Annotated in this window: 15 protein-coding genes and 1 pseudogene; 9 read left to right on the forward strand and 7 right to left on the reverse strand. The window is 69.5% G+C overall.

Going from position 1 to position 23,579, the window contains the following annotated elements; genetic code table 11:
- Positions 1–174 precede the first annotated feature (174 nt).
- Both OXG55_06620 and OXG55_06625 read left to right on the forward strand, forming a co-directional pair.
- Positions 175–1,161 carry a nucleoside hydrolase gene (locus OXG55_06620; GenBank protein ID MCY4102919.1) on the forward strand — a complete coding sequence of 329 codons (987 nt, stop codon included), beginning with the start codon at positions 175–177 and terminating at the stop codon, positions 1,159–1,161.
- 193 nt (positions 1,162–1,354) lie between these two features.
- Positions 1,355–5,272, forward strand: coding sequence for a hypothetical protein (locus OXG55_06625; GenBank protein ID MCY4102920.1), 3,918 nt, complete (start codon positions 1,355–1,357; stop codon positions 5,270–5,272).
- Between the two features lie 87 nt (positions 5,273–5,359).
- On the opposite strand, the gene OXG55_06630 is transcribed toward OXG55_06625, so the two are convergent.
- Genes OXG55_06630 through OXG55_06650 form a run of 5 tightly spaced genes read right to left on the reverse strand, consistent with a single transcriptional unit; the run spans position 5,360 to position 9,602 of the window.
- The gene (locus tag OXG55_06630) at positions 5,360–5,761 is read right to left on the reverse strand and encodes a cupin domain-containing protein (protein ID MCY4102921.1); all 402 of its coding nucleotides are present in this window, start codon (positions 5,759–5,761) and stop codon (positions 5,360–5,362) included.
- Between the two features lie 37 nt (positions 5,762–5,798).
- Positions 5,799–6,902, reverse strand: coding sequence for a molybdopterin-dependent oxidoreductase (locus OXG55_06635; GenBank protein ID MCY4102922.1), 1,104 nt, complete (start codon positions 6,900–6,902; stop codon positions 5,799–5,801).
- Positions 6,902–8,272 carry a molybdopterin-dependent oxidoreductase gene (locus OXG55_06640; protein ID MCY4102923.1) on the reverse strand — a complete coding sequence of 457 codons (1,371 nt, stop codon included), beginning with the start codon at positions 8,270–8,272 and terminating at the stop codon, positions 6,902–6,904. The genes OXG55_06635 and OXG55_06640 overlap by 1 nt, the downstream gene beginning before the upstream one ends.
- A 56-nt stretch (positions 8,273–8,328) precedes the next feature.
- Positions 8,329–8,829, reverse strand: a complete 501-nt coding sequence (locus OXG55_06645; protein ID MCY4102924.1) for a (2Fe-2S)-binding protein — start codon at positions 8,827–8,829, stop codon at positions 8,329–8,331.
- Positions 8,826–9,602: an FAD binding domain-containing protein gene (locus tag OXG55_06650; protein ID MCY4102925.1), complete on the reverse strand. Its 777-nt coding sequence runs from the start codon at positions 9,600–9,602 to the stop codon at positions 8,826–8,828. Before OXG55_06650 ends, OXG55_06645 begins: the two co-directional genes overlap by 4 nt.
- Positions 9,603–9,842: 240 nt before the next feature.
- On the opposite strand from OXG55_06650, the pseudogene OXG55_06655 reads away from it, so the two are divergent.
- From OXG55_06655 to OXG55_06680, 6 genes and pseudogenes are all read left to right on the forward strand, one after another.
- A pseudogene (locus OXG55_06655) lies at positions 9,843–11,394 on the forward strand (isochorismatase family protein).
- A 52-nt stretch (positions 11,395–11,446) separates the two neighbouring features.
- Positions 11,447–12,532 carry a branched-chain amino acid ABC transporter permease gene (locus OXG55_06660; GenBank protein ID MCY4102926.1) on the forward strand — a complete coding sequence of 362 codons (1,086 nt, stop codon included), beginning with the start codon at positions 11,447–11,449 and terminating at the stop codon, positions 12,530–12,532.
- Positions 12,529–13,803 carry a branched-chain amino acid ABC transporter permease gene (locus tag OXG55_06665; protein ID MCY4102927.1) on the forward strand — a complete coding sequence of 425 codons (1,275 nt, stop codon included), beginning with the start codon at positions 12,529–12,531 and terminating at the stop codon, positions 13,801–13,803. Before OXG55_06660 ends, OXG55_06665 begins: the two co-directional genes overlap by 4 nt.
- A 231-nt stretch (positions 13,804–14,034) precedes the next feature.
- Entirely contained in the window at positions 14,035–15,831 is a 1,797-nt protein-coding gene (locus OXG55_06670) for an ABC transporter substrate-binding protein (GenBank protein ID MCY4102928.1), read from the forward strand.
- Between the two features lie 41 nt (positions 15,832–15,872).
- Positions 15,873–16,646, forward strand: coding sequence for an ABC transporter ATP-binding protein (locus OXG55_06675; protein ID MCY4102929.1), 774 nt, complete (start codon positions 15,873–15,875; stop codon positions 16,644–16,646).
- The gene (locus OXG55_06680) at positions 16,639–17,367 is read left to right on the forward strand and encodes an ABC transporter ATP-binding protein (GenBank protein ID MCY4102930.1); all 729 of its coding nucleotides are present in this window, start codon (positions 16,639–16,641) and stop codon (positions 17,365–17,367) included. The genes OXG55_06675 and OXG55_06680 overlap by 8 nt, the downstream gene beginning before the upstream one ends.
- Before the next feature lie 91 nt (positions 17,368–17,458).
- On the opposite strand, the gene OXG55_06685 is transcribed toward OXG55_06680, so the two are convergent.
- Entirely contained in the window at positions 17,459–21,133 is a 3,675-nt protein-coding gene (locus OXG55_06685; protein ID MCY4102931.1) for an indolepyruvate ferredoxin oxidoreductase family protein, read from the reverse strand.
- 133 nt (positions 21,134–21,266) lie between these two features.
- Here OXG55_06685 and OXG55_06690 point away from each other — a divergent pair, with 133 nt between their 5' ends.
- Positions 21,267–22,427 (forward strand): acyl-CoA dehydrogenase family protein, encoded by a 1,161-nt coding sequence (locus tag OXG55_06690; protein ID MCY4102932.1) that lies wholly within the window; start codon positions 21,267–21,269, stop codon positions 22,425–22,427.
- A gap of 206 nt (positions 22,428–22,633) precedes the next feature.
- Here the strand turns inward: OXG55_06690 and OXG55_06695 are convergent, their stop codons facing one another.
- Positions 22,634–23,506, reverse strand: a complete 873-nt coding sequence (locus tag OXG55_06695) for a hypothetical protein (protein MCY4102933.1) — start codon at positions 23,504–23,506, stop codon at positions 22,634–22,636.
- Between the last annotated feature and the right edge of the window lie 73 nt (positions 23,507–23,579).

Genomic DNA, 23,579 nt, shown 5'->3' on the forward strand with positions numbered 1-23,579 from the left:
TAAGCTAACACACTTGCAATCTCATCATATAAGTCTCTCGCCCGTTCTGTCAGATCCGTTTTGCTGCTGTGTGCCGCGGGTCCCCGTTCATGGACCCGTCACAGGGGCCGGTAACCTGTATGACAAGTTTTCGCGACGCCTGGCGGCGCCGGGTTGCCGGGAAGGAGAGATGTCTTGGCGGATGGCTCACGGGTGATCGACGGCTTCCTGGACGCGCCGCCCCGGCGCCGGGTCGTGATCAGCACGGATGTGGCGAACGAGGCCGACGACGCGTTCGCCGTGGCGTACGCGCTTCTCTCGCCAAGCCTCGATGTGCGATGCGTGGTGCCGACGCACTTCGGCCAGCGCGGGGTGGCGGACAGCCTGGGCGCCAGCAGGGACGAACTGGGGCGTCTGCTGGCGGCGATGGATCGCACGGACTCCGTGGTGGTGCGCGACGGTTCACCGAGGGCGATGTCCGACGCGCTGACGCCGGTGGACAGTCCCGGGGCGCGGGCCATCGTCGCCGAGGCGCTGCGGGACGACCCGCTGCCCCTGTTCGTTCTCTGTCTCGGTTCCCTGACCGACATGGCCTCCGCTCTGCTGCTGGCGCCGGCAATCGCTGAGAGGGACGTGACCGTCGTCTGGATCGGGGGCCCGAGCAATCCTCCGGATCCTGTCCCGCTCTACTGGCCGGAATTCAACCTCTCCAACGACCTCGTCGCGGCCAACGTGGTGTTCGGTTCCGCTGCTCAGCTCTGGCAGATCCCGATGAACACGTACGCGTCGTGTGCCGTGTCGTACGCCGAGCTGCTGGGTCGGGTGGCGCCCCAGGGCGAACTGGGCCAGTACCTGATGCGCCAGCTCTACGACTGGGCCGAGGGGTTCGGCTGGGACTGGGAGCTGAAGCACCTGTCCGACTGCGCTGCCGTCGGAGCCGTCATCCGGGACGACTTCGGGCGGTTCGACCTGATCCCGGCCCCGCAGTTCAGCGAGGCGTTCCACAATGCGGCGACCGACGGGAACCGGCCGATTCGGGTCTACCAGGAGGTGGACCGCCGGTTTCTCTTCGAGGACCTGTTCGGGAAGATCAAGCTCTTCGCCTCTGCCGGCGGCTCGGACTCCTACCCGCCGCGGCATCCCGTGAAGGAGGGGGTCGCCTGGGGCTGGCAGCCGCACTGAGCCTGCGGCCCGCCGACCGGCCGATCAGTCCCGGATGGCGAGGCGGGTGTCAGACCCCACCGGATCATTCCTCGCCTCTGCTGACCCGGCCGCGCCGGAGCGCCGGAAAGCCGGGCGGGAATACTCTCATCGGCGGGAACCAGGCGGCGGCGTCGTTCGTCTGATGTTTCGCGAGCGAGGGAGGAGATGAGGCGTGCGCCGACTGTTCGCCACCTGCCTGGTCCTTGCCGCACTTGCCTCCGCCTGCGCAGCCGACCGGCAGACAGAGGAACGAGCGACATCCGTCCCGGGGACAGGGACGACCGCGCCCGTACAGGCTGTCGGCCCTCCCGTCGCCGCCGGCAACAAGGCCAAGGAGGGCGCCGCGACCGAGGGAACCGCCCCCCGGCCGCCCGGGGAGTCGACAGGCGGCGGCGACGGCCAGGAGGCCCCGGTCGCCGATCCCGCACAGCCGGAGGCGGCCCGGCCACTCGAGGAGTTGGAGGAGGCCAAGCAGGAGGAGGCCAAGCAGGAGGACGTCGAGCCGCCGGAGGTCGAGCAGGAGGCGCTGAAGCCGACGGACCTGGAGCAGGAGTACCCCGAGTCGGCGGAGGCCGGTCGGGGGGCGCCCGAGGCCGAGGTCGAACAGGGGGCGCCCGAGCCGGCCGAGGTCGAACAGGAGGCGCCCGAGGCGGCGGCGGGCTTCGTTGCCGTCAGTTCGGGTCTGGCCCACTCGTGCGGGGTGCGGGCCGACGGCAGCATCGCCTGCTGGGGTTGGAACGACTACCGGCAGGCGGAGCCGCCGGCGATAGAACCCAGCGACCGCGCCAGGGTGCCCGACGGGCGATTCAGCACCCTGTCGGCCGGCGACGCGCACTCCTGCGGGCTGCGCCCCGGCGGCGCCATCGAGTGCTGGGGATGGAACACCGATACCCGGTTCGTGGATGTGGCGGCCGGCGACTTCCACACGTGCGGCCTGCAAGCCGACGGTCTGGTCGAGTGCTGGGGGCGCAGCGCGCGCGGGCGGCTGGACGCGCCGCCTGGGCGGTTCGCCGCCGTCGCCGCGGGCGAGAGCGGCTCGTGCGGGTTGCGCGTCGACGGTTCCATCGAGTGCTGGGGCGACGTCTACGGCCCTTACGACATCCCCGACGGGCGGTTCGTCGACATCGACACCGCGTTCTGGCAGTCGTGCGCGTTGCGAGACGACGGGACCATCGACTGCTGGAGTGACACATGGTGGGACGTGGCCCCGCCGGAGGGGAGATTCACCGACCTGGCCGTGGCCTACGAGCATTCCTGCGCGGTGCGCTTCGACGGCGGGATCGAATGCTGGTTCAGCGAGAACCTCGACCGGGGCCCTGTGCCCGAGAAGGCCAGTCCGCCCGGCGGGGAGTTCACCGCCGTCGCCGCCGGCCTCGGCCACACCTGCGGACTGCGCACCGACGGCGCCATCGAGTGCTGGGGCGACGACGGGGAGGGTCAGGCCACCCCACCCGCCGGCCGGTTCATCGACGTGACGGCGGGCGGGTCCCACTCGTGCGGGTTGCGCGACGACGGGATCATCGAATGCTGGGGTCTCGAGTCGGTTGTCACGGCGCCCGACGGCGTGCACTTCGCGGGCGCAGACGGCGTCGTCGAGGAGATCGTGTCCCCGGAGAGACCGTTCGCCGGTCTGGCCGCCGGGCCGTGGCACACGTGCGGCGTGCGCCGCGATGGCGCCGTCGACTGCTGGGGCGACAGCTGGGGGAGGGACGCCCATCCGCCCGGCGGCCGGTTCACCGCCGTGACTCTCGGCGAGGGCCATTCCTGCGGCCTGCGCACCGACGGCACCGTCCAGTGCTGGGGCCTGAACCTGCAGCGACAGCTGGGTGCCCCAAGCGGGCGGTTCGCCGCGATCGGCGCGGGTGGGCGGCATTCGTGCGGCGTGCGCGTCGACGGCTGGATCGACTGCTGGGGCACCGACTGGCAGGGGCTCGCCACGCCGCCGGACGGCCTGTTCACGTCAGTCTCGGCCGGCGACGAGCACAACTGCGGCGTACACACCGACGGCACCGTCGAGTGCTGGGGTCACGACGAGTGGGGACAGGCTGACCCCCCCGAGGGACGCTTCGAGGTCGTGGACGCCGGCTGGCGGCACTCCTGTGGGGTGCGCGTCGGCGGTGCCGTGGACTGCTGGGGTGACAACGAGTGGGGGCAGGCTGAACCGCCCGAAGGACGGTTCTCGGCCGTGGCGAGCGGCTGGCTCCACTCGTGCGGGCTGCGCGTCGACGGCACGATCGACTGCTGGGGCAGCAACGGGTACGAGGTCCTCGACGCGCCCGAAGGACGCTTCGAGGACGTGACGGTGGGCCAGCGCTACTCCTGCGGCCTGCGCACCGACGGCGCTGCCGTCTGCTGGGGCCTCATGCTGGTGGTCCCGACCCCGGAGGGCGTCCGGTCGACGGGTTTCGGCGAGACTCCGCAGCCCGAACAGGTCGACGATTCCGTCGGCGACATGACTCCCCCTGCCGTTCCCTTCACCGCGGTCGCCGCCGGTCTCGCGCATTCGTGCGGGTTGCGTGACGATGGTGCTGTGGAGTGCTGGGGCGCCAACGCGTACGGGCAGGCCGAACCGCCCGAGGCGAAGTTCATCGCCGTAGCCGCCGGTGATGACTACACATGCGGGTTGCGTGACGATGGTGCTGTGGAGTGCTGGGGCGCCGACGCGTACGGGCAGATCGAACCGCCCGAGGGGCGGTTCACGGCCTTCTCCTCAGGGAGGCGCCATTCGTGCGGGTTGCGTGACGATGGTGCTGTGGAGTGCTGGGGTGCCGACGTGTACGGGCAGGCCGAACCGCCTGAGGGGCGGTTCACGGCGGTTGCGGCCGGCTGGTTCCGGTCTTGTGGGTTGCGTGCCGGCGGCGCTGTGGAGTGCTGGGGCAGCGCCGACATCGCCTGGGCGGACCCTCCAGCCGGCGAGATGCTCGCTGTGACCGCGGGCCTTCATCATTCGTGCGGGTTGCGTGCCGGCGGCGACGTGGAGTGCTGGGGCGCAGACGGCAGCTCGGCCGATCGGCCGCGTGGAACGTTCAGCGCGCTCGCCGCGGGCAACTATCACTTGTGCGGGATACGGACCGACGGCACGGTCGATTGCTGGGTCGGCCCCGGTTTCGCGCCGGTCGCGACACCGCGCGGTCAATTCACAGCCGTTGCCGCCGGTGCTGGGCACTCGTGCGGTCTGCGCGCCGACGGTTGGATCACCTGCCAGAACCTCGCATCGGCCGTGCCTGCGCCGGACGGTGTGTGGTACCCGCCTCCCGATGGCGCCGTTCCGGACGAGACCCGTCCTGCCGTTGCGTTCGCTGCTGTCGCCGCCGGCAGGTCGCATTCGTGCGGGTTGCGCAGCGACGGGACAGTCAGTTGCTGGGGCGGCAATCGTTCAGGCGTGGCTGATGCCCCGGAGGGACGGTTCACCTTCGTGGCGGCGGGAAACGGGCATACGTGCGGGTTGCGAGCCGACGGCACAGTTCTCTGCTGGGGAGCCAACGAGGCTGGGCAAGCCGACGCTCCGGACGGCCGGTTCACCGCTCTGGCAGCCGGTGCCCGACATTCGTGTGGGTTGCGAGTCGACGGCACAGCTGTCTGCTGGGGAGGCGTTCGCTTCGGGGAGGCCGACGCTCCGGACGGCCGGTTCACCGCTCTGGCAGCCGGATTCTGGCATTCGTGCGGGTTGCGTGATGACGGCACGGTCACCTGCTGGGGAAGCAACGAGTACGGGCAGGCCGAGGCGGTTGACGGCCAGTACGTGTCCGTCGTCGCCGGGTACGCGTTCTCGTGCGCCTTGCGGAGTGACGGCACGGTCACCTGCTGGGGAAGCAACGACTCGGGTCAGGCCAGCCCACCCTCCGGCCCGTTCAACGCGATAGCCGCCGGCGATGCGCACGCGTGCGGCCTGCGTGCAGACGGCCGGGTGGCCTGCTGGGGCAACAACTCGAGTGGGCAACTGGACGCTCCGTCAGCCCGGTTCACTGCGGTGGCTGCCGGCGGCGCGCACTCGTGCGGCGTGCGGACGACCGGCGACGTGCTGTGCTGGAGCCGTCCGACGTTCCTCCCGGCACCCGAGGGTGTTATCAACGTGGACGCGGCGGATTAGCGAGCGACCCGCCGGCCGGTGCGGCCCTTGGCGTTCGGAATCCGGCCGGCAGGACCGCGAACGCCGTCGGTGGCTGTGGGCCTGGAGTCAGCGCTCCACGTGCAGGGAGGATCCCAGGTCGCCGAGGACCAGGTCGCGGTCGAAGTCGGGCACGTGGTCGCGGGGGACCGGCGCCAGGGCCTCGATGAACGTGCAGCCCGTCTCGGAGTACAGCTCGTGGGGTACGCGGCGGTTCATGACGGCCACGTCGCCGGCGACGAGGTGGCGCTGCTCGTTGCCGATGGTGAGGGTCATCTCACCCTCGGTCAGCACCACGATCTGCTCGGTGGCCTCGTGGTGGTGGCGGGCCACCGTCGTGCCGGGCTCGTAGGTCACCCGGCAGAGCAGCACCTGCTCGCCACCGATTGCGTGCAGGTGCACGCCGGGAAAGAACTCGAGCGGCTCCACCCCGTTCCAGGTGCGGAACGGCGAGGTGTCTTCGGTGCTCATCGCTTCTCGAGATCCCCCGGCGTCGCCGCGTGGCCGCTCAGACCTCGGAGGTCCAACTGAGGCCGGTGCCGACGGTGTTGATCGAGATCTCCTCGTCGAAGATCACCTGCTTGCCCTCGCGGCGGGGGCCGGCGCCGGCGTCGCGGGCGTCGAGGGCCTTCAGCACCCGCTCGGGGGTGATGGGCAACTCGGTCACCCACACGCCCACGGCGTCGTAGACGGCGGTGGCGATGGCAGCCGGCTGGGCGTTGTTGGACATCTCGCCGATGCCCTTGGCGCCGTAGGGTCCGTCGGCGGACGGGTTCTCGATGATGATGTTGTGCAACTCCGGCAGATCGGCCGAGGACGGGTTGTAGTAGCTGCCGAAGTCGCCGCCGCGGTGCTCCGCGGAGGGGTAGTACGGATAGCTGTCCTCCAGCACGCCGAGGCCGAGGCCCATGATGGCCCCGCCCTCGATCTGGCCCTCCACCAGCGCCGGGTTGATGGCCTTGCCCACGTCGTAGGCCTGCGTGAGCTTCAGCACCCGCACCTCGCCGGTCTCGTCGTTCACCGCAACCTCGGCCGCGCAGGCGGCGTAGGAGATGGCGGCGTGCGGTACGCCGTCCACCTCGCCGGTGGTCGGATCCGAGATGGCGGCGTAGGGGTTCAGCTGGGCGCCGGTGCCGGTGATCAGTTCGCCGTGGCCCCACGTGGCGGCTGCGGCCACGTCGCCCACGCTCAACTTCTTCGTGGGAGCGCCCTTGGCCAGCACGTCGCCGTCGTCGATCTCCAGGTCCTCGGGACTGATCTCCATCTCCTGCCCGGCGACCTCCAGGATCCGCTCCCGGACGCGCTGGGCGGCCTTCAGCACCGCCTTGCCGGCCACGAATGTGGCGCGCGAGGCGAACGTGCCGGTGCACACCGGCGAGGAGTCCGTGTTGGAGTTGTCGTAGGTGACCCAGTCGTAGGGCACGCCGATGGTGTCGGCCACGATCTGTGTCTGGATGGTCTTCGAGCCGTTGCCGATGTCCGACGTGCCGCTGAACACGTCGATGCGGCCGTCGGGCTTGACCTTGATCCAGGCCTGCGACGGGTCGCCGTTCTGGTTCATGCCGGTGGGGTATTCGATGGACGCGATGCCGCGTCCCCTGTGGATGGCCATCAGTGGTCCTCCGGGTCTCCGAGTTGGCCGACGAGGTGCTCCGGCAACCACTCGCCGTGGCGCATCTCGCGGGTGGTGTTGCTGTAGAGCGCCGCCAGTTCGGTGTCGGTGGCGCCGGCGAGGGCGTGCAGCACATCCACCGTCGACGGGTCGGTGTAGGTGATGCCGTTCGGCGAGGTGTCGCCGATGCGGTTTGCGTTCTTGAGGCGCAACTCGAACGGGTCGGCGCCCAACTCTTCGGCGATGCGGCTCATGTGGGTCTCCACGGCGAAGGACACCGACGTCACCCCGTAGCCCCGCATGGCCGAGGTGGGCACCCGGTTGGTGAAGCACACGTAGCCGTCGAAGTGCAGGTTGGGGATGGTGTAGGCGCCGGTGTGGTGGAAGCTGTGCTTGGTGACGCCGTAGGGCGAGAAGCGGGCATACCCACCGGCGTCGTGCAGCGTGAGCATCTTGCGGCCCAGGATCCAGCCGTCGGAGGTCACTGCGTCGATGATCTCCATGTGCCACGGCGCCCGCGTGCTGGAGCAGAGGAACTCCTCCTCGCGGGTCCAGCGCCACTTCACGGGCCGGCCGGACTTCTGGGCCAGCAGCGTGCAGAGCGTCTCGGTGGCGGTGTCCACCTTGCCGCCGAAGCCGCCCCCCACGGTGCCGCCCACGAACTTGAACTTGTTCAGCGGCATCTGCAGGTGCGCCGCCACGACCCCCATGGAGAAGTACAGCGCCTGCGTGCAGGAGTAGATCGTGAAGCGCCCGTCGGGCTCTGGCACCGCCAGGCCGACCTGGGTCTCGAGTGGCATCTGCTCGATGGCGGCGGGGCGGTAGACGCCCTGGATGATCTTGTCCGCCTGCTCGAAAGCCTCGTGGATGTTGCCCTTGCGGATCTGCCGGACGTTCATCCCGCCCTCGAAGTGGGGATAGATGGTGCCCCAGTGGTGGATCTGCGGGGCGTCGTCGTCGAACGCCTTGCGCATGTCGAACAGTGCCGGCAACTCCTCGAACTCGATGTCGATGGCGTCGACGGCGGCTTGGGCGGCGTCGGTGTCCTCGGCCGCCACCACGGCGATGGGCTGGCCCTTGTAGCGCACGTCCTCGGCGCCCAGCAGTGGCTCGTCGGCAGGGATCCCCAGCGCCGAGAGGTGCCCGTACACCAGCAGTGGCACGTCGGCGTGCGTGACGATGGCCGCCACGCCGGGCATCTGTTCGGCCCGGGACGTGTCGAGGTGTTTGATTGCGGCATGGTGGTACGGCGAGCGCAGGGCCTTCACGTGAAGCGTCCCGTTCACTCGCACGTCGTCCACGTAGACGGTGCGCCCCGTCGCGTGACCGACCCCGTCGTAGCGGGGTAGACGTGCTCCTACTGCCTTCATGCTCCTACTTCCTTCATGTCGTCTCCCTCGCCTGGACTCCCGGGACGTGGTGCCGGTTATGTGACAACGGTGGTGTGCGGGCTCTCTGCTGTGGTGGACATGTCGAAGCCGCCGTCGCGGGCCGCGGCCACGGCGTCGACGATCTTCAGGTAGCCGGTGCAGCGGCACACGTGGCCGGCGAGCGCCTCGGTGATCTCGGTCCGGTCGGCGCTGCCGCCGCCCTCGAGGTAGGCGGTCGCCGCCAGGATCATGCCGGGAGTGCAGAAGCCGCATTGCGCGGCGCAGTAGTGGACGAACGCCTGCTGCACCGCCGACATGTCCCCGGGTGTCCCGAGACCTTCCACGGTGGTGACCTCGGCGCCGTCGATCGAACCCACCGCCGTCAGGCAGGAGCGCCGCGGCTCCCCGTCGATGAGCACCGTGCAGGCGCCGCAGCCGCCGTTCTCGCAACCGGCCTTGGGGCTGAGGACGTCCAGTTCCTCCCGCAGCACGTGCAGCAGGGGAGTGAGCGGTGAACTCTCCACCGCCCGGTTCGTGCTGTTGACGACGATGTTCACGCGCTCTCCTCCAAGTCGTTGAGTACCTGCGTGACCAGAGCGGGCAGTGTGCGCGCCCGGTACCAACCCGATGCCAGTGGATCGTCGGACGGCGCCACCTCGCCGGCAGCGGCTCGTCCCGCCGCCTCGGGGTCGGTGGCCAGCGCCTCGGCGCCGCGCAGCCGCGCACCGACACCGCCGGCGCCCACGACCGCCAGTTGCACCGCGCCGCCGGAGGTCCGGACCCCGGACACCGCCATCACCGTGTAGTGATGGGCGTGCGGGCGTCCCAGGCCGGCGAAGGAACCGGCGGCAGGCTCGCTGTAGGTGACGTCGAGCAGCAACCGTCCCTCGCGGTCCGCCAGGAAGTCCTCCAGTGACTCGCTGCGCTCCCCGCCGGCGCCGGCGCTGCGGGCGGTTGCCCCGAGTGCCAGCAGCGGGCCCTGCAGATCACCGAATCCAGCCGGGGCGCAGAGGTTCCCGCCGACGGTGGCCTGGGCCCGGATCTCGTTGTCGCCGATCGAGGCGGCGCACGGCCCGAGCGGCGCGGCTTCGCCGACGAGGGCGACGACCGGCGTCGTGGCGCCGATGGTCACCGTGCCGTTCGAGTTCGAGACGTAGTCCAGCCCGGCTTCACCCAGCATGATTACCCGCTCGGGCCGCGACCGGCCGAAGTGCAGGTCGGGCACCAAGAGCGTGCCGCCCGCCAGGACGGCGACCCCGGCCCCGTCTCCGAAGGCCGAAGCAGCGTCGGACGGCGAACCGGGCTGGACCACCTCCGCGGTTGATCCCATCGACGCACTCCCTTCCTGTTCTCGGAGTTTGCCGGACTATAGCAAGGGAGGGTCGCGGGCATCGAAGCCGCGGTGCGCCCGAGCGCACGGACTCACGCGCGGGCGCATTGGCCGCAGGTGCGAGATTCCGCTACTTTGTCGATCACTTCGCCGCGGGCGGCCGTGCTGTCGGCGCGCCCTGACACCGACCGAGGAGACAAGGGGGACGAGGTGGCAAACGTTCAAGCCCACGCCGAGGCAGTGTGGGAGCTGGTCGAGAGGGACGCCGAGGTGGAACAGGTCGCCACGGGTTTCACTTTCACCGAAGGTCCCATCTGGCACCCCACCGAGAATCATCTCCTCTTCAGTGACATGCCCGGCGATGTGCGCCGCAAGTACACCCCCGACGGCACGGTCACCGAGGTCATGCGGCCGTCGAACAAGTGCAACGGCATGACCTACGACGCCGACCTGAACCTGATCGTGTGCGAGCACGTGACCTCGACGCTCGTGCGGGAGAACACCGACGGGACCCGGGAGGTGGTGGCCTCACACTTCGAGGGCAAGGAGTTGAACAGCCCCAACGACGTCGTGGTCGGCTCCGACGGCTCCATCTACTTCTCCGACCCCTGGTTCGGGCGCATGCCCGTCTTCGGCCTCGAGCGGGAGCGGGACCTGGGCTGGCAGGGCGTGTTCAGGGTCCCGCCCGGCGGCGGGATCGAACTCGTGACCGAGCGCGACGCCTACGACCAGCCCAACGGTCTGTGCTTCTCGCCCGACGAGTCGCTCATGTACATCAACGACACCATGCGGGGGCTCATCAACGTCTATGACGTGAACCCCGACGGGAGCCTCAGCAACGAGCGCCTGTTCTTCGACGGCATCGGCACCGGTGTCATCGAGGACGGCATCCCCGACGGCATGAAGTGCGACGAGCGGGGCAACATCTGGGTGACGGGTCCGGGCGGGGTGTGGATCATCAGTGCGGCCGGCGAGCGGCTCGGCACCGTGGCCGTGCCCGAGAACGTCGGCAACCTCACCTGGGGCGGCGCCGACTGGCACACCCTGTTCATGCCGTCGTGCACCTCGCTGTACACGCTGCGCACGCGGGTGGGCCCGCACCGCGAGCCGTACATGGGCTGAGCGGGGCCCGGCGGCGCCGACAACCGAACAAGACACCGACCGAGAGGGGAAGCCGATGAGCGACCTGTCACTGGATGCGAGCCGCTGCGCACTCATCATCCAGGATCTCCAGAACGATGTGATCACCGAGGGCGGGGCGTTCGGCGAGTCCGGTTCGCCGCAGCACGCCATCGAGCAGGACGTGGTCGCCAACGTGGCCCGCCTGGCCGATGTCTGCCGCGGCCTCGAGGTACCCGTCATCCACGTCTGGTACATCGTCGAGGCGGGCGCTCCGGGCCTGAAGCTCAACGCCCCGCTGTTCCAGGGGGTGAAGGACACCGACGGCCTGGTGCGCGGCTCCTGGGGGGCGGCCCCCGTCGACGGGCTCGAGGCCCAGGAGGGTGACTTCATCGTCGAGAAGATGCGGATGAGCGCCTGGCAGGGAACCAAGCTCGAGAACCTCCTCGCCGGCACCGGCCGCGACACCGTCATCGTCACCGGGGCCTGGACGAACATGTCCGTCGAGCACACGGCCCGCACCGGCGCCGACAAGGGCTACTACATGGTCGTTCCCGAGAACGGCTGCTCCACCATGAGCGCCGACTGGCACAACGCCTCCATCAACTACGCTCTCCAGAACGTCTCGACGGTGACCGACGTCGACTCAGTGATTTCCGCCCTGGAGGCATGAGCCGGCCGTCACGCCGAGCGGGGAGGGACCAGCAGATGGGAGTGCACAGGCTGTGACCACTGTTGTGGCCGGCGCCGTTGACGCCCTGCTGGGGCGCCGCGGGCGGCAGGTGCGGTGGCAGCGCGCCGTCACGCGCCTGCTGATCACGGCGGCCATCACCTTCGTCATCGTCTGGATCGTGTTCCTGGCAGGCAACACCTCCAATGGTCCCGCCGTCAGCGAGCCGACCGATTTCCTGAAGAGCGTCCTCAACGCGCTGACGATCAGTGGCCTCTACTTCATCGTCGCCTCGGGCTTCACGCTCGTCTTCGGGCTCATGCGCACGGTGCAGATGGCCCACGGTTCGCTGTTCCTGCTGGCCGGCTACTTCGCACTGGAGTACCAACTCGACTTCGTCGGCGTGACCGCGACGCCCGACCGCAACATGGTGGGTTGGGCCGATTGGTGGTTGCCCCTGGTGATCGGCGTGGTGATCGTCAGCGGCCTGGGACTGTTCATTCAGCAGGTCTTCCTGCGCTGGAACCAGGGGCAGGATCTGCGCCAGGCGCTTATCACAATCGCCATCTCCATCGTGCTCGGCGACCAGATGATCCAGCACTTCGGCGGCGTCGCCGAGCCCATCACCTTCACGCACGAGATCCATGGCTATGTGGAGTTCATCGGAATCCGCTACGGCATCCACCAGTTCTTCGTCATCGGCATGGCGCTCGGTGTCGGCGCCGGTCTCTGGCTGCTGCTCAAGAAGACCCGCACCGGCATGGTCATCCGCGCCGGGGTGGACGACACGCCGATGGTGCAGGCCTTGGGCATCAACGTGCAGAAGGTGTTCGCCGTGGCGTTCGTGCTCGGCTCGGCGCTGGCCGGCCTGGGCGGCGTGATCGCCGGCTCGTCGGTCACGAGCCTCTCCCCCGGCGTGGACGGCCAGTGGCTGCTGCACTCCCTCGTGGTCGTGATCATCGGCGGCATGGGATCGCTGGGAGGTGCCGCGGCCGGCTCGCTGCTGTACGGCGTCGTCACCGCGTTCGCGCCGGCCTACCTACCCACCGACTACGCCTACTACTCGATCATCGCCACGTTCGTCATCCTGGCGCTCGTGTTGGCGCTCCGTCCCTACGGACTGTTCGGGAGGCCGGCGTGATCCTGTCCCGCCTGCGTGGCGATCCCGGCGGCACAGCTCGCAGCGTCGGCACCGGCGACTACGCCCGCAACACCCGCCGGATCGCCGCAGCTCTCTTCGTGGCCCTCGTTCTGGTTGGCGTGTTCCAGGCCACCACACCGGGCGTCTTCCGCCACTACTTCGTGGACGTGGTGATGACTCGGTCGCTGCTGTTCGGCGTCGCCGCGGCCAGCATCGTCTTCCTCTCGGCCTTCGGGGGGATGATTTCCCTGGCGCAGACGCTCATGTACGGCGTGTGTGCGTTCACCATCGGCAACGCCGTCACCACCGGGGGCAGCAAGGGGCTGAACCTGGGTTGGAACCCCTGGGTCGGGGTCGCGTTGGGCATCGGTGTCACGACGGCGCTGGGATTCGTGATGGGACTCATCGCCAGCCGCTCCAGCGGGCTCTACTACCTCATGATCACGCTCGCCTACGGCGTCATCGGGTTCTACTTCTTCGGCCAGGTGACGGTGCTGTCGGGCTTCGGTGGCGTCAATCAGGTGCGCGCGCCCGACTTCATCGGAGAACCGACGGACCCCACCAACCCCGAGCGTCTGTTCTTCACCTGCTTGGTGGTCGCGGCGGTGGTCTACCTGCTGCTGCGATACGTGTCGCGCACGCCGTTCGGGCTGGCTCTGCAAGGGGTGCGCGACGACCCCGTGCGCATGAACTCCCTGGGCTTCAACGTGGCCATGCACCGCACCTGGGCCTTCACGCTTGCGGCCTTCGTTGCGTCTCTGGGCGGTGTTCTCTACGTCTGGGAGCAGCGAGCGATCTCACCCACCACGATCAGCCTCGTGGGCATCCTGAACCTGCTCATCATGGCGATCATCGGCGGGGTGCTCGTCCTGGAGGGGGCATGGCTGGGGGCGTTCATCTACGTGGCGTTGGAGAACTATGTCCGCAACGTGGTGTTCCTGAACAACTGGATCGAGGAGGCGCGCTTCCGCACACTGGCGGGGGCGATCGTGCTGATCCTGGTGCTTGCGTGTCCCGACGGGGTGGTGGGGCTGCGCAAGGTGCGCGGTGCAACGACGTTCGCGTTGATCGGCGCCGCGGTCTGGGGCACCGTCGGGGGTCTGCAAGAAGGTGACCGCGGTGCCATCGCGGGCGTCATCGTCGGCGCGGTGGCGGGAATCGGCGCGGCAGGTCTCGTGGGTTGGCTGTCGGGTCATCGCGACACCGCCCGTGGCGCCTGGTCGAGGCTGCTGGCCACCGGGCGGCCCGGCCGGGTCCACGCGGGGAACTAGACGGCGGCGGTCTCCGCAGCGACGCCGGCACACACGGGAGAGACTCAGACAGGACCGAAGCGGGAGGGGAGACAGACGAAGGCACCAAACAGAGAACAAGCACCAAGACCGCCGCAACACGGCGCGAGACGCAGGGCGGGTCCACCGACCTGTTAGAGAGATCGAGTGCGATCGGACGAGTGCACTCGAGGAACCACCCAAGACAGCACTGGAAACCACAAGGAGGAGATAGTGCGAACCGTACGGAAGAATTCAACCTGGCTCAGGTTGTCGGTTGCGGCCATGGCATTGGCCCTGCTGGCGGCAGCCTGCGCCAGCGACAGCGGCGCCGAGGACGCGGATGCAGCTCTCACGGCAGCTCAGAGCGCGCGGGGTGAGGCATCGACGGCCCTTGCCGACGCGGCCGCGGCATCTGCTGCTGCGGACGCGGCGCTTGCGGCCGCCGAGGCTGCACAGGCCGCCGCCGATCTGGCACAGGCCACTGCCACGGGCAACGCGGCCGACGTGGCCGCCGCCGAAGCGGCTCTGGCCGACGCGCAAGCGGCTGCCGACAGCGCGCGGGAGCAGGCCGCCCAAGCCGAGCAGGAGGCAGCGGACGCTCGCGCGGCGGCTGCCGCCGCTGAGGAGCAGGCCGCCGCGGCTGCTGCCGCCGAGGCAGCGCCGCCGCCACCCGAGCCGCCACCGCCGCCGCCTGAGGACGACATGGACGATGCGACGACGGTCATCAACGTCGCCATCCTCTCGGACTGCGAGGGCGCCTTCGGGGCCTTCCACGACAGGGACATCGCGGGCGTCGTCACCGCTTTCGCCGAGCACGCAGGCGCCACGGTCAACGACCGCACCGCTCCGCAGGCCGGTTGGAGCAACGCCTCCATCAACGGCATTCCCGTCGAGTTGGTGGGCATCGGCTGTGCCGACGACACCGCTGAGGCCGCACTGCGCGAGACGCGCCGTCTCATGGAGGACATCGGCGCCGACATCATGATCGGCCCGCTGTCCGGTGACGAGAGCATCGCCGTGGCCAACTACGCCAAGGACCACCCGGACCAGACGTTCGTGAACGGCACGTCGGGTGCGCAGGACTCCACCATGGCTGTCCGCGCGCCCAACTTCTTCCGCTTCAACGGTGACGGGGCGCAGTGGAACGCCGGTCTCGGCGACATCGCCCACAACGTCCTGGGGTGGGAGACCGCAGCGGTCATCGGTGACGACTACAGCTTCGCCTGGACCTCCACGGCGGGCTTCATCGCCGAGTTCTGCGCCGCCGGCGGCGACGTGATCAGCCGGGTGTACCCGCCGCTGAACACCACCGACTACTCCGGTTTCGTGGAGCAGCTGCCCGGCCCGGACGAGGTCGACGGCTACTTCTGGGCCGTGGGTGGCGCCGGTCTGGTGCCGGCCCTGAACGCCTTCGAGGACGCCAAGGGTGAGATCGTGGGTGACCAGCACATGGGCAACCTGTTCTGGGGTATCCCCGACGTGTTCCGGGCGATCGGCCCGCGCGTCGTGGGTTCCTACTCCGGCGGCTTCGGCAACGCCCCTGATCTGCAGACCGAGAAGGCAGCGGCGTTCCGCGCGATCATCAACAGTCACTTCGACGAGATCCCGTTCGGTGGCGCACCGGCACCGGCGGATGCCGCGTACTTCGACGCCTTCTTCATGAACTACTACAACAACGCCTGGGGCCTGATCGAGGGTCTCAAGGCGGTCGGCGGCGACATCTCCGGCGGCCAGCGGGCGTTGCAGGCAGCCATCGGCGAGGTGGTGCTCGACGCCGCGTTCGGCGAGATCAGCCTTGACTCCAACCGGACGGCCATCCAGGACCAGTACGTCGGACGCATCTACATGGATGACAACGGCGAGATGCAGTCCAGCACGGTGGCGTTCGTCCCGCAGGTCGACCAGACCTTCGGCGGCACGTTCACGGGTGATCCGCCGCCGAGCAGGGACTTCCCGCCCTGTGAGGTGCGCGATCTGCCTTGGATCGGCAACGCCACCCCGGTCGTCGACGGCGTCCTGCAGAACTAGCGGACGCACACTGACCACGAGGTAGAGGGACGCCACCGATCATGACGACGACGGCAGCGAACGGAGCACCTGTGCTGCGGCTGCGGGACCTCAGCATGTCCTTCGGTGGCGTCCACGCCCTGAGCGGCATCGACATCGATGTCGCTCAGGGCGAACGCCTCGTCATCCTCGGGCCCAACGGGGCCGGCAAGACGACGCTGTTCAACGTCGTGGCCGGAGACCTGCGGCCCACCGCCGGTACCGTCGAGATCGACGGTCTGAATGTGGAGGAGTTGCCGGCCCGGCGGCGCCCGCAACTCGGTATGTCCCGCACCTACCAGCGCTCCCGCCTCTTCGCCGGCCTCACGGTGGAGGAGAACCTCTATCTCGCCGTCCTCGGCAAGGAGGGCCGGCGCTTCCGTCTCCGGATGGGGCGCCGGGACGCCGCCTACCGCGACCGCGCCCGGCGCGCTGCGGCCAACGTCTGGCTTGAGGGGCGCCTCGACACGCTGACCTCCGACCTGTCCCACGGTGAGCAGCGCCAGTTGGAACTGGGCCTCGCCACGGTCACCGAGCCCCGCGTGCTGATGCTCGACGAGCCGGCGTCGGGGCTGTCACGCGGTGAGCGTGAGCGGCTCACCGAATTGCTGATCTCGCTGGAACGAGCGGTGACGCTGCTGCTCATCGACCATGACATGGACGTGGCGCTGAGGGTTGCCGAGCGCGTGGTCGTGATGCACGACGGCATCAAGATCACCGAGGGAACGCCCGACGAGATCCGCGCCAACCCGCAGGTGCACGACATCTACCTCGGGCGGGGGATCGAACATGGCTGAGCCGCTGCTGGAGATCGCGAGCCTCGACGTGGGCTACGGGCAGGCCCAGGTTCTCCACGGGGTGGACCTGCAGGTGGGTCAGGAGGCCGTGTCGGTCATCGGTCGCAACGGGATGGGCAAGACGACGCTCTGCAACGCCATCATGGGTCTGCTGCCCGTCATGGGTGGCTCCATCCGCTTCCGCGGCGCCGATTTGGTCGGTTTGCCGCCGTACAAGATCGCTGCCTCCGGTATCGGCTACGTGCCGCAGGGCCGCCGGCTGTTCACGTCACTCACCGTGGACGAGCACTTGGCGATGCTTGCCCGCGACGCGCGCGGCAAGCGCTGGACGCCCACGGAGGTCTACGAGCTCTTCCCCCGGCTGGCGGAGCGCAAGAAGCTCAGCGCCACGAGCCTCTCCGGCGGTGAGCAGCAGATGCTGGCCATCGGCCGGGCGCTGCTGCTGAACGCCGATCTGATGCTCATGGACGAACCGTCCGAGGGTCTGGCGCCCACGATTGTGGAGCAGTTGGTGGCCACCTCCCGCCGCCTTGTGAGCGAGGGGATCGCGATCCTGCTTGTGGAGCAGAACCTGAGCGTGGCGACGGCCGTCTCGGATCGTCAGGTGGTGATGGTCTCGGGGCACATCGAGACGGAGATCAGTTCGCAGGAACTGCTGGACGATCCCGACGCCCAGCGCCGCTATCTCGGTGTGGAATCGCTGGAGGACACCGAGGCCTGACCGACACCGGAGCCTGACTCCGCTGTCATCCCGGCGCCGCCCCCTCTTTTCGTCATTCCGGCGAAGGCCGGAATCCAGCACCCCCGGCGGGCTAGGCGCTGGTCCCTGCCGGAACCGCTTCGCAGAAGCTCTTCACCCGCCCGCTCAACTCCTCCCGGTAGGTCGCCACGCGGCTCATCTTGAGGTCCTCGTAGCCGCGGATCTGATCGACCAGATCGGCGATCTCGACCGCTTCGTCCCGGTTGATGGCGTCAAGCGTGCCCAGCAGCCCCCGGATCGCCGCGCGGTACTCGTCGGGCAGCCGGCGCTCGCAGCGACGCACCCGGGCGTAGCCGAAGAGGTCCAAAGGTGTGCCGCGCAACCGCTTGGCAGCCCGGAGCCCGACCAGCAAGGGGCGGGCCCAGCGTCCCAGTCTCAGTTTGCGGGACACGCCGAGTGCACGGAGGAACGGGGGGTGCAGGTGCCAGACGAGTCGGGCGCCGGGGCCCGCGATCGACTCGGCCTGTGTCGCCGCGGCCGGCTCGAGCAACAGCCGGGCCACCTCGTACTCGTCCTTGTAGGCCATCAGCTTGTGCAGGCTGCGCGCCACCGTCTCTGTGAGGTCCCAGCCGACGAGGTCCTCCTCGGCGTCGGCCACCTCGGCCACGAAGCGCAGGAATTCCTCGGCATAGCCCGGCGACTGGTAGGTAGTCAGGTCGGCGGAAAGCATCTCCAGCAGATCGCCGAGGCCGGTGCGTGCGGCAAGTGGATCCAGGAGCCGGCGGACCGGCGGTGCGAGGGCGTCCCCGCTGTCGATCTGGGATCCCTCGGCGTCGTCGTCGGGGGGCGGGCTGACCCCGATCAAGGCGGCGTTCGCGGCGGCCAACTCCACGCCGGCGGGATCGATCACCCATTGCCGGCCCCAGCGGAAGGCCTCACGGTTGCGCTCGGCGGCCACGCCGTTCAGGTCGACGGCGGACTCGAACGAAGCGGCGGTTATCGGCAGCGCCCCGCACTGGTAGGCCACGCCGATCAGGAACACGTTGGCCGACGTGGTGTTGCCGAAGAGGCGCCGCGTGATGGCGCCCGCGTCCACCCAGCGGTTCTCACCTGCCCGCGAGGTGGCGTCGACGACCGACCGCAACTCTTCGGTTCTGGGATAGCCCTGCTCGGGGTGCACAACCATCTGGCCCGTGCTGGTGGGTGTGACCGAGGCCACCACCAGGGTGCGCTCGGCAGAGGCGCCCGACAGTCCCCCCGGGGCGGCGGCGGTGAGCAGGTCGAAGGCCAGGTAGAGGTCCACCATCCCCTCCGTGGCCTTGTTGGAGGCGATCGGCTCCTCCGCGCTGATGCGCACGTCGCTCAGTACGGGGCCCGCTTTCTGCGACAGCCCGGTCTGGTCGAGTCCCTGCACGTGCCGCCCGCTCAGCAGGGCAGCGGTTCCCAGCAGGTGCGAGGCGGTCACGACGCCGGTGCCGCCGATTCCTGCCATCCGCACGGTCATGTTCCCGGGTCCCGCGGCTGCCGGCTCGGCGATCTCGTCCGGTGGCTGGGGCCGGACTCGCTCAGCCAGCGCCGGCGTGGCCGCGGCCCTCTTGCGTGCGATGCGGCGTTGGCGGCCGGCGCGAGCGGAGCGCACCGTGGCGAAGGAGGGGCAGTCACCGTCGATGCAGGAGTAGTCGAAGTTGCACGTCGTCTGGTCGATCTTGGTCTTCCGGCCGTAAGGCGTGTCGACCGGCTGCACCGACAGGCAGTTGCTCACGTCGCCGCAGTCGCCGCAGCCCTCGCAGACCCGCTCGTTGATGAGCACCCGGGTCTTGGGCGTGGGTCGCTGGCCGCGGCGGCGGGCCCGGCGCAGCTCGGCGGCACAGAACTGGTCGTGGATCAGGACGGTCACGCCTTCGACGTCGCGCAGCTTCTCCTGCGCTTCGATCAGGCGCTTGCGGTCCCAGACCTCGACGCCGGTCGGCAACGTGACGCGCTTGTAGCGGCCGAGATCCTCGGTGGTGATCAGGACCTGACGCACACCCTGGGCAAGCAGGATCCTGGCCATCTCCGGGACGCCCACGATGCCGGTTGGATCCTGCCCGCCGGTCATGGCCACGGCGCCGTTGTACAGCAGCTTGAACGTGATGTTCACCCCGGCCGCCACGGCGAATTGGATGCCCAACTGGCCGGAGTGGGCGTAGGTGCCGTCGCCGAGGTTCTGGATGGAATGGGCCCGCTCGGTGAACGGCGACATGCCCACCCAGGTGGCGCCCTCGGCGCCCATCGAGCACACCGAACTCCACTGGCCCACCCGCTCGGGTTCCATGAGCGAGACCATGCCGTGGCAGCCGATTCCGACGCCCACCAGCGAGCCGTCGGGGACCCGGGTGCTGGAGTTGTGCGGGCAGCCCGAGCAGAAGTAGGGAGTGCGGCGGGCACCGACGGGCAGCGACTGTCCGCGGCGCGGCGCCGCCGGCGGCGGGCCGAGGCGGTCATCGCTGAGGTGCGCGGAGAGCCGTGCATGCAGCGGGCCGGTGAGCGCGTCGGCGTCGAGGCCGGCGTGGCGGGCCAGCAGCGGCTCGCCCCGGTCGTCCCGCTTGCCCACCACGGCGGGCCGGTCGGCCAGCGGGTACAGGGCGTCCTTCACGAACAGCTCCAGGTGCGGGTCCTTCTCCTCCAGCACGATCACCTCGGAGAGCCCGGCGGCGAAGCTCCGCACGAAGGCGCCCTCCAGCGGGTAGGGGAGCGAGAACTTCGCCAGGCGGATGCCGGCGCCGGCGATGTCACCGATGCTGGGAAGGCCCAGCAGGCGCAGCGCCTCCAGCATCTCGTGGTAGCAGTTCCCGGAGGCGACGATCCCCACCCGCGCGGGGCCATCGGGGGTGGTGAGGCGGTTCAGCCCGTTGCGGGACCCGTAGCTGCGGGCCAGCTCCAGACGAACCTCGACGAGGTCCCGCTCGATGTCGTTGGTGTACGGGGGCATGAGGTTGCCGTCGGGCCGGTGGCGGTACGGCTCGGGTGGGCCGTCGTGACCGGGCAGCACGGGCAGGCGGTAGGGCGCGGCGGTGCCGCCGCCGCGGCCGTTGGCTGCTCCCCAGCCGTCGCCCCCCAGATCCACCGAGCCGGTGCCGTCGGCGACGCCGGCCACGATCCGCAACGCCGTCACCACCCCGCACGACCGGGACAGGGCGATGGCGTGGCGCCCCAAGTCGAGCGCCTCCTGCGGGTCGCCGGGCACCAGGAAGGGCATGCGCAGCGCCGCCAGGGTGCCCTCGGAGGAACTGCCGACGGTGGAGGACTTGGCGTAGGGGTCGTCGCCGACCAGCATCACCGCCCCGCCGAGCGGCGACGTCCCGGTCAGCACGGCGTGGCGCATGGCGTCACAGGCCCGGTCCAACCCCGGGGCCTTGCCGTACCACACGCCCAGGACCCCGTCCTTGGTGGCATCGCTGAACCCTGCCACGAGTTGGCTGCCCATGACCGCGGCCGCGGCCAGTTCCTCGTTGAGACCGGGCTGGTGGACGAGCTGCAGCCCGGCGGCCTCGGCCAGCCCGGCCACCCGGGTGGCCTCCATGTCGAGGGTGGCCAGGGGCGACCCCGGGTAGCCGCAGACGAAGGCGGCGGTGTCGTGGCCGGCTGCGCGGTCGCGGCGCAACTGCTCGAACGGCAGCCTGGCCAGGATCTGCACGCCCGAGGCGAAGACCCTGCCCTCGTCGCGCAGGTACCGGTCGTCGAGGCGGTACGCCGGGGTCCCTACGCTCGGGTCACCAGATGTCGCCGGGTTCGTCGTGGGGTCTATACGTGCAGGCTACCGCGGGGGTCCCCGACTGTCCCGCGCGGAGTGCTGCGGGGCGCCACGAGCCGCTGCGCAGGCAGATGCAGGTACGCGTCGGCTGCTCGCGGCCTCGCCCGCTCCGCCTAACATCCGCAGCGTGAACGTGGATCCCGAGGTGGCCGACGAACTCGTCGCCACCATTGCAGCCTGGGTGGACCGGGAAGTGGTCCCGACGGCGAGCCGATTCGAGCACGCCGACGAGTTCCCCGAGGCCATGTTCACCCGGATGTGCGACTTCGGCCTCTTCGGCGCCACGATCGCCCCGAACTACGGCGGCCTCGGACTCGACGCCCTGACCTACGCCCGCATCGTTGAGGAGTTGTCCCGGGGTTGGATGTCCCTCGCGGGAATCCTCAACACCCACATGCTGTCCGTGGCCATGATCAGCCGCTTCGGAACTCCCGAGCAGCAGGCACGGTTCCTGCCCCGCATGGTGGACGGCTCGCTGCGGGCCGCCTTCTCGCTGTCGGAGCCCGACGCCGGCAGCGACACCCGGAACATCCGCTGCCGGGCCGTCCCCGACGGCGACGAGTGGCTCGTGAACGGCACCAAGATGTGGGTCACCAACGGCATGCGCGCCGGGCTCGTGATGCTGCTGGCGCGGACCCCCGACGACCGGATCACCTGCTTCATCGTGGAGAAGGCCCCGGGCCCGGCTGACGGGGGGCTGACAATCAGCCGCAAGATCGACAAGCTGGGCTACAAGGGCGTCGAGACGGTGGAGATGTCCTACGTCGACCACCGTGTGCCCGACGCCAACATGCTCGGCGGCCCCGAGGGTCTGGGCAAGGGTCTGCGCTACGCGCTCGCCGCCCTCGAGCTGGGAAGGGTGAACATCGCCGCCCGCGCCGTGGGCGTGGCACAGGCGGCATACGACGCCGCCATGGCCTACGCCCAGGAGCGTCATACGTTCGGCAAGCCCATCTTCGAGCACCAGGCCGTGCGGTTCATGCTGGCGGAGATGGCGACCAAGCTGCATGCCGCCCGACTACTTACCTACGACGCCGCCCGGCGTTACGACGAGGGGCAGCGCATCGACCTCGAGGCGGGCATGGCCAAGCTCTTCGCCTCCGAGGCCGCCTACGAGATCGCCACCGACGCCATGCGCATCCACGGTGGTTACGGTTACACCACCGAGTACCCCGTGGAGCGCTACTACCGGGACGTCCCGCTGATGATCATCGGCGAGGGCACCAACGAGATCCAGAAACTCGTCATCGCCCGCCAGCTCCTAGCCCGCTGGCTGGAGAAGAACTAGCTCCTGCAGGGCCAGGCCGGGCCGTCGGTGGCGCTCCGGCGGCCTCTGAGAATGGCCGCTGCGGCGTCCAGCGGCACCCCCGCCCTTCCTGGATGTCATTCCGTCGAAGGCAGGAACCAGTGCCCAGCGGTCGGCGCGGTGCGGCCGGTCTTCCGCGATGGTGGGGCGGCCTGATCCGGGTTACAAAGGCTGATTTTCGGCGCTGTCTAGCGGGCAAAAACGAGCGACTTGTAGGCCTCGACGCCTTCGCCGTAGCGGTCGGTGACGCACGCCTCGTGCGCGTCCCACGTGGCTAAGACCGTCTCGTTGCCCGCGGCGGTCCATTCCTCCCAGCCGTCGCTTCCGGGCTCATGGCCGAGTGCCCTTGCTGTCTCCCAATCGTCGTTCGAGGCGGCCTGCGCGGCGAGCGCCAGCGCATACTCACCAGAACAGTCGGCGAACGTCAGACATCCGGGATGCGCCGCGTTCGCAGCGTCGAGGCAGTCAACGTGGCCCCACTGCTCGTACTCGGTCTGCTGGCGGTCCAACACGAGAGCGATGACCACGTCGATCGGACATGGCGCGCCTTCGACCAACTCGCACGCCGTGTTGTATTCGTAGGCATGCTCCGAAAATCCCGCCAGGGTCACCCGCGGTGGGAGTTGGCGCGTGGACACCTCGTTCGTGACGGTGCGGACGAAGCTTGCGAATGCCTCACGGGACACCCCCAAGCCGTTCGCGATCTGGCTGAGTGTCCTCGAAGCGCTGTCGTGGGGCGTTGTGTCCGTCTCCTCCCAGGCGGCCAACAGCAGGGCCGCATCGAGGTCGCTCAAGTCAGCGGCGCCGAATGTGGCCCGCAGTGCCGCCACGACATTGGCGGCGGCGTCGGCGGTGATCTCCTGATCGCGGAGGGCGGCGGCGAGGTCTCGCTCTGCCTCGTCCGTCACTCCGCGGCGCGCCAGATTGGCCTCGATCTCAGAAGCCTCGTTGGCCTCCTCGTTGGCTTGAGTAAGCAGACGCGCACCCACAGCCAGCCCGACAGCCACTATGGCGAGCAACACGAGTCGTCGCCAGTGGCGGTGTAGCAGCCGACGCACCATTCGGAGTTCCGCGGCGGACCGGCGCATGATGCGAGTCTGCCTGCGGCGTCCGGCAGTTCCACACTGAGATTGG

It is taken from the genome of bacterium (genome assembly GCA_026708055.1).
Classification (GTDB): domain Bacteria; phylum Actinomycetota; class Acidimicrobiia; order Acidimicrobiales; family CATQHL01; genus VXNF01.